At 60.3% G+C, this 15,371-nt stretch carries 10 protein-coding genes; 4 read left to right on the top strand and 6 right to left on the bottom strand.

From position 1 onward, the window contains the following. Positions 1 to 65 precede the first annotated feature (65 nt). The 3 genes from glgB to QYH43_RS04405 form a co-directional block, all read right to left on the bottom strand. On the bottom strand, positions 66 to 2,297 hold the full coding sequence (gene glgB / locus QYH43_RS04395) for a 1,4-alpha-glucan branching protein GlgB (protein ID WP_301156499.1): 2,232 nt from the start codon (positions 2,295 to 2,297) through the stop codon (positions 66 to 68). Positions 2,298 to 2,299: 2 nt separating this feature from the next. After that, positions 2,300 to 5,641: a maltose alpha-D-glucosyltransferase gene (treS, locus tag QYH43_RS04400; RefSeq protein ID WP_301156500.1), complete on the bottom strand. Its 3,342-nt coding sequence runs from the start codon at positions 5,639 to 5,641 to the stop codon at positions 2,300 to 2,302. A gap of 194 nt (positions 5,642 to 5,835) precedes the next feature. Beyond that, the gene (locus tag QYH43_RS04405; RefSeq protein WP_301156501.1) at positions 5,836 to 7,833 is read right to left on the bottom strand and encodes an alpha-1,4-glucan--maltose-1-phosphate maltosyltransferase; all 1,998 of its coding nucleotides are present in this window, start codon (positions 7,831 to 7,833) and stop codon (positions 5,836 to 5,838) included. A gap of 223 nt (positions 7,834 to 8,056) precedes the next feature. Here QYH43_RS04405 and QYH43_RS04410 point away from each other — a divergent pair, with 223 nt between their 5' ends. Further along, complete coding sequence (locus tag QYH43_RS04410; RefSeq protein WP_177408846.1) at positions 8,057 to 8,221, top strand: hypothetical protein; 165 nt, start codon at positions 8,057 to 8,059, stop codon at positions 8,219 to 8,221. A 25-nt stretch (positions 8,222 to 8,246) separates the two neighbouring features. On the opposite strand, the gene QYH43_RS04415 is transcribed toward QYH43_RS04410, so the two are convergent. Beyond that, positions 8,247 to 8,747, bottom strand: a complete 501-nt coding sequence (locus QYH43_RS04415) for an MgtC/SapB family protein (RefSeq protein WP_301156502.1) — start codon at positions 8,745 to 8,747, stop codon at positions 8,247 to 8,249. Between the two features lie 123 nt (positions 8,748 to 8,870). Here QYH43_RS04415 and QYH43_RS04420 point away from each other — a divergent pair, with 123 nt between their 5' ends. From QYH43_RS04420 to mapR, 3 genes are all read left to right on the top strand, one after another. Next, positions 8,871 to 9,104 (top strand): DUF3203 family protein, encoded by a 234-nt coding sequence (locus QYH43_RS04420; protein WP_095060133.1) that lies wholly within the window; start codon positions 8,871 to 8,873, stop codon positions 9,102 to 9,104. 172 nt (positions 9,105 to 9,276) lie between these two features. Continuing rightward, a complete protein-coding gene (ccoG, locus tag QYH43_RS04425) occupies positions 9,277 to 10,692 on the top strand; it encodes a cytochrome c oxidase accessory protein CcoG (RefSeq protein ID WP_301156503.1) in 1,416 nt (471 codons plus the stop codon). A gap of 188 nt (positions 10,693 to 10,880) precedes the next feature. Beyond that, entirely contained in the window at positions 10,881 to 12,290 is a 1,410-nt protein-coding gene (mapR, locus tag QYH43_RS04430; protein WP_095060136.1) for a GntR family transcriptional regulator MpaR, read from the top strand. Between the two features lie 106 nt (positions 12,291 to 12,396). Here the strand turns inward: mapR and QYH43_RS04435 are convergent, their stop codons facing one another. Both QYH43_RS04435 and QYH43_RS04440 read right to left on the bottom strand, forming a co-directional pair. Next, a complete protein-coding gene (locus QYH43_RS04435) occupies positions 12,397 to 13,143 on the bottom strand; it encodes an SDR family oxidoreductase (protein WP_095060137.1) in 747 nt (248 codons plus the stop codon). Between the two features lie 73 nt (positions 13,144 to 13,216). Then, on the bottom strand, positions 13,217 to 15,310 hold the full coding sequence (locus QYH43_RS04440) for a bifunctional diguanylate cyclase/phosphodiesterase (protein WP_095060138.1): 2,094 nt from the start codon (positions 15,308 to 15,310) through the stop codon (positions 13,217 to 13,219). Positions 15,311 to 15,371: the final 61 nt, after the last annotated feature.

The following is a 15,371-nucleotide window of genomic DNA, read 5'->3' on the forward strand; positions in this document are numbered from 1 at the left end:
CTGCAGGCTTCACACCAAACCCTGCAGGAGCGAGCTGCTCGCGATGAACGCAACGCGGTTTCGGATCAGTCTCCCGGCCGCAGAATCAACACCGCCAACGGCGGCAAATTCAGGGCCAGCGACAACGCCTGACCATGGCTTGGCGTCTCCTCGGCCAGAACCCCGCCTTCATTGCCGTAATTGGACCCGGCATAGGTCGCTGAATCGCTGTTCATCAATTCCTTCCAGCGCCCGGCAAACGGCACGCCTACGCGATAGGCTTCACGAGGCACCGGTGTGAAGTTAGCCACCACCAGGATCGGCTCGCCCTCCTTGCTCCAGCGCAACCACGCATAGACGCTGTTGATCGCATCGTCGCCGATCAGCCACTGGAAACCCTGCGGCACGTCATCCTGCTCGTGCAGCGCCGGCTCTTCCCGGTACAGGCGATTGAGGTCGGCGACCAGTTTCTGCACGCCTTGGTGCTCGGGGTATTGCAACAGATACCAATCCAGTTGCTGATCGTGGTTCCACTCGCGCCACTGGCCGAACTCGCAGCCCATGAACAACAGCTTCTTGCCCGGATGGGTCCACATGAAACTCAGGTAGGCCCGCAGGTTGGCGAATTTCTGCCAGCGGTCGCCGGGCATCTTGTCGATCAGCGAGTGTTTGCCGTGCACCACTTCGTCATGGGAAATCGGCAGGATGAAGCGCTCGGACCAGGCGTAGACGAGGCCGAAACTCAGTTCATTGTGGTGATGCGCGCGGTACACCGGGTCTTGCTGGATGTAATGCAGCGAATCGTGCATCCAGCCCATGTTCCATTTATAGGCAAAGCCCAAACCGCCCTGCTGCGTGCTCTGGCTCACGCCCGGCCACGCGGTGGACTCCTCGGCAATCACCAAGGCACCCGGCGCTTCCAGGGCGACGACGTCGTTGAGATGACGCAGGAAGTCGATGGCTTCCAGGTTTTCCCGGCCGCCATGACGGTTCGGCACCCACTCACCGGCCTTGCGCGAATAGTCGCGGTACAGCATCGACGCCACGGCATCGACCCGCAGGCCGTCGACATGGAAATGCTTGAGCCAGTGCAGCGCCGACGCCAGCATGTAGCCGTGCACTTCGGTGCGGCCAAGGTTGTAGATCAGCGTGTCCCAGTCCTGATGAAAACCTTCCTGGGGGTTGCCGTATTCATAGAGTGCGGTGCCGTCGAACTGCGCCAGACCATGGGTGTCGGTGGGGAAATGCGCCGGCACCCAGTCGAGGATCACGCCGAGCCCCGCCACGTGACAGGCGTTGACGAACGCCGCGAATTCATCCGGCGTGCCGTAGCGCGCACTCGGGGCGAATTGCGCCAGCAGTTGATAACCCCAGGAGCCACCGAACGGGTGCTCCATGATCGGCATCAGTTCAATGTGGGTGAAACCCAGTTCCTTGACGTACGGAATCAAGCGCTCGGCCAGTTCCGGCCAGGTGTACTGGCGGGCCACTTCGCCCAGATCATCCAGTTCGCATTGCCACGATCCGGCGTGCAGTTCATAGATCGACAAGGGCGCGCTCGGGAGATGGCGATCACCTCGGGACATCATCCAGTCCTGGTCCTGCCAATCGACTTGCAGCGGCGAAGCGACTTTCGACGCTGTGTCCGGCGGCAGGGTCGTTGCCAGTGCCACGGGGTCGGCCTTCAGCGGCAGAATCCCATGGGCGCCAAGGATCTCGTACTTGTAGGCCTCTCCCGCTTGCAGGCGCGGGATGAACAATTCCCAGACCCCGGTGGGATGGCGCAGGCGCATCGGATGACGACGCCCATCCCACACGTTGAAATCACCGACCACCGAGACCCTTCTGGCATTCGGTGCCCACACGGCGAAACGCACGCCATCGACGCCGTCGACCGTCTTCAGTTGCGCACCGAGGCAGGCACTCAGATCGCGGTGATTGCCCTCGGCAAACAGGTACAAATCCATTTCGCCCAGCAACGCGCCGAAGCTGTAAGGGTCTTCGGCCAGTTGCTCGCCACCCGCCCAGCGTGTACGCAGCAGGTAAGGCTGAGCCCGCTCGAAATGCCCGACAAACAACCCCGGCGTCTGTGTGTGCTCAAGGTCGCCAAGCTCGTCGCCGGTCGCTTTGTCCACCACCTGGACACTCAGGGCGTCCGGAAGATAAGCCCGGATAAACTGCCCGCCGGCACCATCGCCGTGGGGACCGAGAATGGAAAATGGGTCGATGTGTTCAGCGCGTACCAGCGCATCGATATCCCGCGCCCTGGGTAGCAGCGCTGCTTTGTGATCACCCTGTTCCTTGTTCGAGATACTCATGACTACTCTCCACCAAGATCGGAAAAGGGTTTAAGCCCACTCAGTAATCCATACAAACCGTGCAACGGCACAGGTAGCCAGGTCGGGCGATTCTCAGCCTCGTAGGCTACTTCATACGCCGCTTTCTCCAAACCGAACAACGCCAGCGCGGCATCTTCACTGTCCGGATCTTGCCATGCATGGCCAAGACCGGCAGCCGCTAGCCGATAAGCGTCGACGAACGACTTCCGCGCCTCCTTCAAGTAGCGCTCGGCAACCCGCACGCGTGCCGCATCGGCGACTGCGGTGTTGTCGACGCTGTGCACGTTCATCGTCATCGCCGCAGCGTAGTCGAAGGAGCGCAACACGCCGCTGACATCTTTGTAGGGGCTGTGTTTGGCCCTTCGTTCATGCAGCGGTCGTGCCGGTTCGCCCTCGAAGTCGATCAGGTACGCATCGCCCTTGATCACCAGCACCTGCCCCAAATGCAAATCGCCATGCACGCGAATCCGCAAGCCACCCGCGGTCTTTTTGCCCAATGCCTGGACATGCCCGAGGATGGCTTTTTTGTTGTCCAGCAAACGGCTGACCAGGGTTTTGTCCGCCGGGTCCAGTTCGTTTTGATGATGCTTGAGCAACGTCAACGCATGCTCGATTTGTGCCGCAACGTGCTTGGCCGAAGCCAGTGCATCTTTCTGTGTAGTGACCTGCGGCGCAAAGTCCGGGTTGGCACTCGGCGCCGCCAGCACCTGATGCATTTCCCCCAGGCGCTGGCCCAGCATGCCGGCGAAATCTTTCAATTCACCGAGCGCGTTGTAATGCTGTGCCTGTTCGGACACGGCATCAGCCAGCTCATCGCGCAGTGCCCGCTCGAGGTTGTTCTGCGTCCATTCCCAAGCGTCGCCCTGATTGCTCAAATAGCCTTGGGCGATCATCAGCAAATTGTCTTCACCGGCACCATCGCGACGCACCACGGCACCCAGCAGCGGCGAAATATGCTGGAAGCCCGCTGCCGTCAGGCAGGCGCTCATTTCCAGTTCCGGGTGCACGCCGGATGCAACTTTGCGGATCAGCTTCAACACCAGGCTGTTGCCGATCACCACGGAACTGTTGGATTGCTCGGCGGACAGATAACGCACCGGCGATTCGGCGTTCAGGCCAAATTTTTCCAGCTCGGCGGTGGCTTCGAAGCGAATGTCACCCTCGCTCGACTGCAACACCGTGCCGGCCTGAATGCCTTGCAGCACGGCGTGGACAAAGGTTTCCAGACTGAAGGCATCCGTGATCAAGCCAACCTGACGCACGCGCCGAACCCGAGACAGGGCCAATTGCTGCGGCAGCGCCGCGCCGACCTGCTCCTCCGGAATAAAGCCGAACGGCAACAGGTAACGGCTGGTCTGCCCAGCGCTGGTGACTTCGACTTCACTGAGCAACACCGGATGTTCCGAATCGCCGAAACGCACGCCGTAGGCCAGATTCACCTGTTCGATGGCCGTATCCTTGCCGGCGAACCAGCGGCGGTTCTGCAACCAGCTCGGCAGGATCTGCTGCTCCAGCGTGGTGCGGGACGGCGCTTCGAGCAGTTCTTCCATGCGTTGTTTCAGCACCAGCGTGGTGAAGTCCGGCAGGCTTTGCGCCGGTTCCACGTGCCAGCTCGGCATCTGGTTTTCTGCCGCCAGGCCGAACCAGTAGAAACCGTAGGGCGGCAGCGTCAGCAGGAAACTCAACTGACCGATGGGCGGGAACGCGTTACCGCCCAGCATCTCCACCGGCACCATGCCGACGTAGGCCGACAAGTCCAGCTCTGCCGCCTGGGCACTGCGTGATACGTTGGCCACGCACAGAATGATTTCGTACTTGCCGTCCGGCCCGGTGTATTCGCGGGTGTACGCCAGAATCCGCCGATTGCTCGGCGACAGCATCTTCAATGTCCCGCGCCCGAACGCCTTGGATTGCTTGCGCACGGCGAGCAGACGCCGGGTCCAGTTCAATAGTGAATGCGGATCGCCGGCCTGGGTTTCAACGTTGACCGACAGGTAGCCGTACTGCGGGTCGAGAATCGGCGGCAACACCAGGCTGGCCGGGTCGGCCCGGGAGAAACCGCCGTTGCGGTCGATCGACCACTGCATGGGTGTGCGCACCCCGTCGCGGTCGCCGAGGTAGATGTTGTCGCCCATGCCGATTTCATCGCCGTAATACAGGGTCGGCGTGCCGGGCATCGACAGCAGCAGGCTGTTGAGCAGCTCCACGCGGCGACGATCGCGCTCCATCAACGGCGCGAGACGGCGGCGAATCCCCAGGTTGATTCGCGCACGACGGTCAGCGGCGTAGTAATTCCACAGGTAGTCGCGCTCCTTGTCGGTGACCATTTCCAGGGTCAGCTCATCGTGGTTGCGCAGGAAAATGGCCCACTGGCAGTTGGCAGGAATATCCGGTGTCTGGCGCAGAATGTCGGTGATCGGGAAGCGATCTTCCTGCGCCAGTGCCATGTACATGCGCGGCATCAACGGAAAATGAAACGCCATGTGGCATTCATCGCCGTTCAGGCCTTTCTTGTCGGAGTCGCCGAAATACAACTGCGTGTCTTCGGGCCATTGATTGGCCTCGGCCAGCAGCATGCGGTCGGGGTAATTGGCGTCGATTTCAGCGCGGATCTTTTTCAGGACGTCATGGGTTTCCGGCAGGTTTTCGTTGTTGGTGCCGTCGCGCTCGATCAGGTAGGGAATGGCGTCCAACCGTAGGCCGTCGATGCCCATGTCGAGCCAGTAACGCATGACCGACAGCACCGCTTTCATCACCTGCGGGTTATCGAAATTGAGGTCTGGCTGGTGGGAGTAGAAACGGTGCCAGAAGTACTGGCCGGCGACCGGGTCCCAGGTCCAGTTGGACTTCTCGGTGTCGAGAAAGATGATGCGGGTACCGTCGTATTTTTGATCGTCATCGGACCACACGTAGAAATCCCGCGCCGCCGAGCCTTTTTTGGCCTTGCGCGCTCGCTGGAACCAGGCGTGCTGGTCAGACGTGTGGTTGATGACCAGTTCGGTAATCACCCGCAGGCCACGTTTATGCGCCTCGGCGATGAAGCGCTTGGCGTCGGACATGGTCCCGTAGTCGCTGTGCACACCGCGGTATTCGGCAATGTCGTAGCCGTCATCGCGACGGGGCGACGGGTAGAACGGCAACAGCCAGATGGTGTTGACGCCCAGATCGGCGATGTAATCGAGCTTGGCGATCAGGCCGGGAAAGTCGCCGATTCCGTCGTTGTTGGAGTCGAAATAGGATTTAACGTGAACCTGATAGATCACCGCATCCTTGTACCAGAGCGGGTCCTTGATGAAGGTGGCTGCTTTGGGTTTCTTCGCCATTTGAAACTCCTGGTGAAAGTGAAGCCACTGCAGACCCCCAGGTCGGCGAATCCGCTTTCGTGGCGAGGGAGCTTGCTCCCGCTGGGTTGCGCAGCAACCCCTTACATTTCGTCAGTGTTATCGCGCCTCTGGTTTGACGACTGCTTCGCAGCCGAGCGGGAGCAAGCTCCCTCGCCACAGAGGTTGTGGTGTTCTCAAAAGGCGCTAATCCGCCAAATCCCGAAGGGTTGATACGCCGGGTCGATCCGCATGAACTGGTACTTGCCGTGCCACGTCCAGCGATGGCCGTTCATCAAGTCTTCGCCCTGGGTATTGGCGTCGTCGGGCAAGCCCATTTCCCACAACGGCAACTCGAAATTCGCCTCCTGGACGTTATGCGGATCAAGGCTGACCGCCACCAGAATGAAGTTGCTGCCATCGGCGCTGCGTTTGCCGAAGTAAAGAATGTTGTCATTCCAGGCGTTGTAGATTTTCAGGCCCAAATGCGTGTGCAACGCCGGGTTCTGGCGGCGGATGCGGTTGAGCTGGGCGATCTCGGCAATGATGTTGCCCGGTGCATTGAAGTCCCGGGGACGGATCTCGTACTTCTCCGAGTCGAGGTATTCCTCCTTGCCCGGTACCGGTGCGGATTCGCAGAGCTCGAAACCGGAATACATGCCCCACAGGCCCGAGCCCATGGTCGCCAGTACCGCGCGAATGAGAAAACCGGGGCGACCGGACTCGTGAAGAAAGGCCGGGTTGATGTCCGGGGTATTGACGAAAAAATTCGGCCGGTAGCATTCACGCCACGGCGATTGATTGAGTTCGGTGAAGTAGGTCGCCAGCTCGGACTTGGTGTTGCGCCAGGTGAAATAGGTGTAGCTCTGGGAATAACCGACCTTGCCCAGCCGCGCCATCATCGCCGGCGTGGTGAACGCTTCAGCAAGAAAGATCACGTCCGGGTAGAGCGCCCGCACATCAGCAATCAGCCACTGCCAGAACGGCAACGGCTTGGTGTGCGGGTTGTCGACGCGGAAAATTTTCACGCCTTCCTCGACCCATCCCACCACGATGTCGCGCAATTCGATCCAGAGGCTGGGAATCGCCTCGACGGCATAGAAGTCGACGTTGACGATGTCCTGGTATTTCTTCGGCGGGTTTTCCGCGTATTTGATCGTGCCGTCGGGCCGCCAGTTGAACCAGCCGGGATGTTGCTTGAGCCACGGATGATCCTGGGAACACTGAATGGCAAAATCGAGGGCAATCTCCAGGCCATGGGCCGCGGCCTCCGCGACCAAACGCCGGAAGTCTTCGCGCGAGCCCAGCTGTGAATGAATCGCCTCGTGCCCGCCCTCCTCGCTGCCTATGGCATAGGGGCTGCCCGGATCATCGGGGCCGGCGGTGAGGGAATTGTTCGGGCCTTTGCGGTAGCTGCGCCCAATGGGGTGAATCGGCGGAAAGTACAGCACGTCGAAACCCATGTCCTGGATCATCGCCAGCCGTGAGTGCACATCGTTGAAGGTGCCGTGGCGGGCCGGATCGTCAGTGATCGATCGGGGGAACAGCTCATACCAACTGGCGAATTGCGCCAATTCACGCTCAACATCCAGTGGGTATTCAGGACTCAGACTGAGGTAGGCGCGATGATCGGCCTGGGCCATCAGGCCGGCGCTACGCTGGTGCAGAAACAGCGCGACCTGCTCGGTTTCGAGCAGGCCTGAGAGTTCATGGTGCAGCGCCGCGAGTTGCTCGCTGAGCTGACCTTCCGAGCGTTCGGCGGCTTGCTGAACGTGAAGCCGGCCTTCCTGCAATTCCAGACTGACCGGCACCGCGGCGGCGTGCTTCTTTTCCAGTTCGTAACGGAAACTGGCGAACTGATCGATCCAGGCCTCGATGCAAAACAGATAACGGCCCTGCAGGGGGACACGGAATCGACCCTGCCAACCGTTATTGCCCACGTCGGCCATGACATCGCTTTGCCAGGTGTCCTCGCCTTCGGCATGCCAGCGCACCCGCACCGCCAATTTGTCGTGGCCGTCGGCAAACACCTTGGCGGTCACCACCACGTCCTGCCCCACCACGGCCTTGACTGCGAACTGCCCGCCTTCGAGGGTCGGCATGGTGTTTTCAATGACAATGCGCGGCAGCAACAACGCCTGCGACAGCGGCATGTGCGGGTTGTAGCTCAACTCCGTGGGTTTTTCGGCCGTCATCGAGCTTCTCTCCTTACGCCCCATGGACGCGCGTGTGGCTGTTGAACATCCCTGCCGGGCGATCCGCCCCGGGATGGACTCACTTAGATTCCGAGCAACAGGCGTCGGGAAAAGTTCAGCACAATCGGGTGGGAATCAAATCCATCGCCGGGCGGTCAACCCCTATAAGAGGCGTCATCCAACTTAAGCACGACTCACGCCATGTGCCACTGGAGGCTAAACAATGAACAATCCCTTCCCCGCTGAAACCCCCGATCCCAACATCGACAACCCGGTGATACCGCCCAGCGATCCACAACCGATCCCTGAAAAGGACCCGCCCGGCACCAACCCGCCACCCCGCGAAGAACCGCCACCGACAATGCCGCCGGTCATCGTGAAACCTTGACCGGTAGACCTGCCGAAGGCTGCGGCTACGGGGTGTGATTCTTTTCAAACACTTTTACGATTCGCGGCATCAGGCTGAACACCCCCAACGCCAACAACGTACTGAGCACCGCCGTGGCTTCGCGCCCTAATCCGGCCGCGACGCCAATGGCAGCGGTCATCCACAACCCTGCGGCGGTGGTCAGGCCTTTGACGTGGCCTTCATCCCCTTCGTGGTTTTTCAGAATGGTGCCGGCGCCGAGAAACCCGATCCCGGCAATAACGCCCTGTACCACCCGGCTCATGGCATCGGCCTGGGAACCTGACATCTGCGGCACCAATACAAACAGCGCCGCCCCCATCGCCACCAACATGTGGGTGCGAACACCGGCAGCCTTGCCCTGATGCTCGCGTTCAAACCCGAGAATCCCGCCCAATACCGCGGCCATCAGCAAACGCACGGTTACCCGCGTCAATTGCGAGGCGTCGCCGATGTCGGTGAACTCGGCTTGCAGGGTTACCCACACTTCATGCCACCAAGCGTTCATCGCGTTTGACCCTGTGAATGACTGTTAGAGGGTGGACCGCGCCGACCATTAATCGGTTGCATAGAACGATACCTCGCCGTTGCGGCCTGACACTTCAGGTTCCCCCGAAAAAAGGATTCCTCCATGACCGTGCGCATCGAAAACCAGACGTGCTTTTTCATCACAAACAATGGCGAAGAAATCCGACTTTGCCCGGACGTCACGATCATCACCGATGCTGAGAAATCCATGTCTGCCGTGGACCTCGAAGGCCAGCGCATCTACATCACCGAAGCAGAAGCCGATGCATTGACCGTAGCAGGCGCGGTGGACGGCCGTCGGCACTTGAAAGAGACGGACAGTCATTCGGTGATTTGACCGAGCTTGATCAACACCGCCGCAAACGCTTGCGACAGATGCTTCAAGTTGACGCAGGCAGGCGCTTACAGCCCATCTGATCCGCTTTTTATTGGATTACCTGAGTCTGTTATGCAAACAGATCGCCGCGCATAGTTGCTCACGCCTGATGGAGGCTGATGAGCGAAAGACCATGAGCGAAAGAATCCCCGTCCGAACCGTAGAAACATTCGAGCCTTTACCCACGCATAAGATCAAGGCCAAATCCAGCGACAACCTGATCCACACCCGCAGCTTTACCGGTCTGTTTCGTACCCTGCGCCTGAGTGGCGCCGGCGTTCTGTTTTTGCTGTTCTTCGGCACCGTGTGGTTGAACTGGGGTGGCCGCCAGGCAGTGCTCTGGGACCTTTCCGAAAGCAAGTTCCATATTTTCGGCGCCACGTTCTGGCCGCAGGATTTCATCCTGCTGTCCGCGCTGTTGATCATCGCCGCGTTTGGTCTGTTTGCGATCACGGTGTTTGCCGGTCGTGTCTGGTGTGGTTACACCTGCCCGCAGAGCTCCTGGACGTGGATTTTCATGTGGTGCGAGAAAATCACCGAGGGCGAACGCAATCAGCGGATCAAACTGCAAGCAGCGCCCTGGAATCTGAACAAACTGATGCGCCGCTCGGCCAAGCACACGCTGTGGCTGGCAATCAGCCTGCTGACCGGCCTGACCTTCGTCGGCTACTTCACACCGATCCGGCCGCTGGCCGAAGAACTGCTGACCTTGCAAATGAGTGGGGTCAGTCTGTTCTGGGTGCTGTTTTTTACCGGCGCGACCTACATCAACGCCGGCTGGCTGCGCGAAGCGGTGTGCATGCACATGTGTCCGTATGCGCGTTTCCAGAGCGTGATGTTCGACAAAGACACCCTGACCATTTCCTACGACGTGGCGCGCGGCGAAAACCGTGGCCCGCGCAAACGCGAGGTCAAACCCGCCGACGTCGGCCTGGGCGATTGCATCGATTGCCAGCTCTGCGTGCAGGTCTGCCCGACCGGCATCGATATCCGCGATGGTTTGCAGATGGAATGCATCGGCTGTGCGGCGTGCATTGATGCCTGCGATTCGATCATGGACAAAATGGGCTACGAGCGCGGGTTGATCAGCTACACCTCGGAACATCAGTTGCAGGGTGGCAAGACACATCTGCTGCGTCCTCGGCTGATCGGCTACACCGCCGTACTGCTGGTGATGATCGCTGCGCTGGTGATTGCGCTCGTGGAACGGCCGATGGTCTCACTCGATGTCAGCAAGGACCGTGGTCTGTTCCGCGAGAACAGCCTGGGCCAGATCGAAAACATCTACAGCCTGAAGGTGATCAACAAAACTCAACAGCATCAGGACTACCGACTGTCTCTCGTCGAGGGCGACGGCTTCCAGTTGCAGGGCAAAACCGACCTGAGCCTGGCACCGGGCGAGATTGTCGATGTGCCGGTGTCAGTGGCGATGACCACCGAACGCCCGGCCAGCGGTTCGCAGAGCATCGAGTTCAAGGTTGAAGACAGCGATGAACCAGGCATTTACAGCGTGGCGAAGAGCCGGTTTGTTGCGCCGATGAATCGTTGAGCCAGTAAGATACTGACCTTTGTGGCGAGGGAGCTTGCTCCCGTTCGGCTGCGCAGCAGACGCAAAGCGTTGAACGCGAGCTCGCCTGATACACCCTGCCAGCAGGTTTGAGGGGCGCTTCGCACCCCAGCGGGAGCAAGCTCCCTCGCCACAGAACCCGTTCGACATTCTTCCATTGCGGGCAATCGATGAAACGCTACGAAAAATTCGCCGACGACATCGCTGAACTGATCCGCTCCGGCGTTCTTGGCCCTGGCCACCGCGTACCGTCGGTGCGGTATGCCAGCCAGACTTATGGCGTCAGCCCGTCCACGGTGTTCCAGGCCTATTACCTGCTGGAGCGTCGCGGCCTGATCCGCGCCCGGCCTCGCTCCGGGTATTTCGTCAATGCGCACACGCCCAGTCAGTTTTCCGAGCCGGTGATCAGCAGCGAGGTCAACGAATCCACTGAGGTCGATGTCAGCGAACTGGTGTTCTCGGTGCTGGACTCGATCAAGGACCCGAACACCGTACCCTTCGGCTCGGCGTTCCCCAGCCCGACCCTGTTTCCCCTGCAACGCTTGTCCCGCTCCCTGGCCAGCGCCACCCGCGAGATGGACCCGCGCATGGTCGTCACCGACATGTCGCCGGGCAACCCGCAACTGCGCCGGCAAATCGCCCTGCGCTACATGGTCGGCGGCCTGATGCTGCCCATGGAAGAACTGCTGATCACCAACGGTGCGCTCGAAGCGTTGAACCTGTGCCTGCAAGCGGTCACCGAACCCGGCGACCTGGTCGCCATCGAAGCCCCGGCGTTCTATGCCTGCCTGCAAGTATTGGAACGCCTGAAACTCAAAGCCGTGGAAATCCCCGTGCACCCGCGCGACGGCATTGACCTCGGCGTGCTCGCGCAAACCCTGGAGCGCCACCCGATCAAGGTTTGCTGGTGCATGACCAGTTTCCAGAACCCCATGGGCGCGACCATGCCCGAGGCGAAGAAACAGGCACTGGTCGAGTTGTTGCGCCGCCATGAAGTGCCGCTGATTGAAGACGATGTCTACGCCGAACTGTATTACGGCCAGCAAGCCCCGAAACCGGCCAAGGCATTTGATACCGAAGGCCTGGTGATGCACTGCGGTTCGTTCGCCAAAAGCCTGGCCCCTGGATACCGCATCGGCTGGGTCGCGGCCGGGCGCTACGCACAGAAAATCGAACGCCTGAAACTCATGACTTCGCTGTGCGCCTCAATGCCGGCCCAGGCCGCCATTGCCGATTATCTGCAACACGGCGGTTACGACCGGCACCTGCGCAAACTGCGTCACGCATTGGAAGATCAGCAAAGCGCCATGCTCGCCGCCATCGCCCGGTACTTCCCGGCGCAGACGCGCGTCAGCCAACCGGCCGGCGGCTACTTTCTGTGGCTGGAGTTGCCGGAGCAAATGGATTCGTTGAAGTTGTTTCAGATGGCGCTGGCGCAAGGCATCAGCATTGCACCGGGGCCGATCTTTTCACCGACGCAGCGCTTCAGAAACTGTATTCGGCTGAATTACGGCAGTCCGTGGACTGAGGATTCGGAGAAGGCGATGGAGACGTTGGGGCGGATTGTGCGGTCGTTCTGATAAGAGCAAGTTCGCTCCTGCAGGGTTATCTGTGAACACCACAAACCCACTGTAGGAACGAGCATGCTCGCGATGAGGCCGGCACTGACAACACCAATCCCGGGGTTTAGCGCCCACCCCCCAAATCAACAAACGTCCCCGTCGCATAAGACGCCTTGTCCGACAACAACCAGACAATCGCTTCCGCCACTTCATCCGGCCGCCCGCCCCGCGCCATCGGAATGGCCGATTCGAGCTTGCTGACCCGATCCGGATCGCCGCTCAACGCATGGAAATCGGTGTAGATGTAGCCAGGGCGCACCGCATTGACACGAATCCCCTCGCCCGCCACTTCCTTGGACAGGCCGATGGTGAAGGTGTCCAGCGCCCCTTTGGAGGCGGCGTAGTCGACATATTCATTGGGTGACCCCAGGCGCGCCGCCACCGACGACACATTGACGATGCTGCCGCCCTGCCCGCCGTGTCTGGGCGACATGCGCAGGACCGCGTGCTTGGCGCACAGCATCGGCGCCAGAACGTTGGTCTTGAGGATTTTGAGAATACGGAATTCGGACATTTCCTCGACCCGGGACTTTTGTCCGACCGTGCCGGCGTTGTTCACCAGTGCCGTGACCCGCCCCAGTTCGGCGTCCACCCGGTTAAACAGCGCGATGACTTCGTCTTCAATGCTGACATCCGCGCGCACCGCGATGGCTTGCGCGCCGAGGGCGCGGACTTGCTCCAGCACAGCGTGAGCGGCCTGCTCATCGGCCAGATAGTTGATGCAGATCCGATAGCCCTTCGAGGCTGCCAACAGGGCGGTGGCAGCACCGATGCCGCGGCTGCCGCCGGTAATGACGATGACTTTATCCATGCGAGCTTTTCCCCTAGTCCAAGCGTAAGCAGTCGAGGTTCAGAATAACCGTGATTCAGAGTTTTGCATGGCCTCACATCAACACTTGACTGGCGACGAGCTGCTCTGCACGGTGGATTTCCATCATGAAGTGCTCAGCCGGCAACGGGTGGCCGAGCAAGTAGCCTTGCAGCGAATCGCACCCCAGCTGAGTCAGGAAGTCCTGCTGGACACCGGTTTCCACACCCTCGGCAACAATGCGCAACCCCAACGCCTGCCCCAGCGCAACGATGGCCGACACAATGGCCGCGTCATCGCTGTCACGTTCCAGGTCACGGACAAATCCGCGATCGATCTTCAGCTCATTGGCCGGCAAGCGCTTGAGGTACATCAGGCTCGAATAACCGGTGCCAAAGTCATCGATCGACAGGTCAACGCCCATGTCCGACAGTTCCTGAAGCACCGTCATGCTGGCATCGGCGTCGTTCATGGCGGTGGTTTCGGTGATTTCCAGGGTCAGGCTGTTGGCCGGCAGATGGTGCGTGGCCAGTGCTTTGGCGACGCTCTGCACCAGACCGGCGTGACAGAACTGGATGGCCGACAGGTTCACCGCGATGCGCCAGTCGGTGTAACCCAGCACGTACCACTCGCGCATTTGTCGGCAAGCTTCATTGAGCACCCACTCGCCAATTGGAATGATCAGGCCGGTCTTTTCCGCCAGATCGATGAACTTGTCCGGCAACAGCATCCCCTGGGTCGGGTGTTGCCAGCGCAACAGGGCCTCGGCACCGATTGGCTGGCCATTGCTCGCATCGAACTTCGGCTGGTAATACAGGCTGAACTCTCGAAGCTCCAGGGCGTTGCGCAAATCCTGCAGCAGTTGCAATTGCCGGCGCGCATTACTGTTCATCGAGACATCGAAGAAGCTATAACCGTTTTTACCCGCCCCTTTGGCGTGATACATCGCCGCGTCGGCGTTCATCAGCAAATCCTGGGCAGTTTGGCCGTTGCCCGGGAAGAGCGCGATACCGACGCTGGCGGAGATGTGCAGATCATGCTCGGTGACGCGGAAGGACCGTGCGATCAAACTGACCTGACGCGCCGCGAGGTTCAAAGCGTCGTCCTGCTCGTTCAACTGCACCAGTAACACAAACTCATCACCACCGATCCGCGCCAGGGTGTCGTGACTGCGCAAGTCTTCACGCAGACGCGCCGCCACCTCACACAACAACAGATCACCCATGTGATGTCCGAAGGCATCATTGACCGGCTTGAACCCGTCCAGATCGATGAACATCAAGGCAAAACAGCCGCCCTCTTCCTGCACCCGTGACATGGCCTGATCGATACGGTCGGCGAGCAGTATCCGGTTCGGCAGCCCGGTCAGGGTGTCATGCAGGGCCAGTTGGGTCAGCTCACGGTTGGCTTCGGTCAGCGACAGGGCCAGGCTGGCGGTGCGGGCCTCCAGACGCGCATCGAGAATCGACGTCAGCAAGGCGATACTCAACACCGCCAGCGTGGTGATCAGCACCAGATTATCCAGGCCATTGCCGTTCAAACCATTGACCGCCGCCCCGCAAAAACTGCCGTCGGCAAAACGCGCCGCGGCCATGCCGGTGTAGTGCATGCCGACAATGGCAATGCCCATGATCACGGCGGCGCCACCACGGATCAAACGCACATGAGGCGTGTGCTGGCGCAGGTGAAAGGCGATCCACAACGCCGCACCCGAAGCGCCCACGGCGATCAGCAAGGAGGCGCCAAACAGCGTCGGGTCGTAATCGATCCCCGGCTGCATGCGCATCGCCGCCATGCCGGTGTAATGCATCGCGCTGATTCCTGCGCCCATCACCAGCGCGCCGAACCCCAATTGCCAGGCCGGCAGTTTCGGCCGGCTGACCAGCCACAGGGCGAAACCGCTGGAGAGCACACCGATCAACAAGGACAGCGACGTAAGGGCGATGTCGTACCCCAGGTCAATCGGCAGCTTGAACGCGAGCATGCCGATAAAGTGCATCGACCACACGCCGATACCCATGGCGATGGCGCCGCCCGTCGTCCATAAATGCACGGCCCGCCCCTTGGCGGTGGCAATGCGACCGGTGAGGTCCAGCGCGGTATAGGACGCGAGAATCGCTACACAGAGGGAAATGATGACCAGCGTGGGTGAATAGCTACCGATGAGCATGGAGACGTCTCGAAATCACCGCCGTATTGCGTCCGTTCTCGGGGGTGCAAATGGCACGATT

The sequence above is a fragment of the Pseudomonas sp. C32 genome (genome assembly GCF_030417915.1).
Classification (GTDB): Bacteria; Pseudomonadota; Gammaproteobacteria; order Pseudomonadales; family Pseudomonadaceae; genus Aquipseudomonas.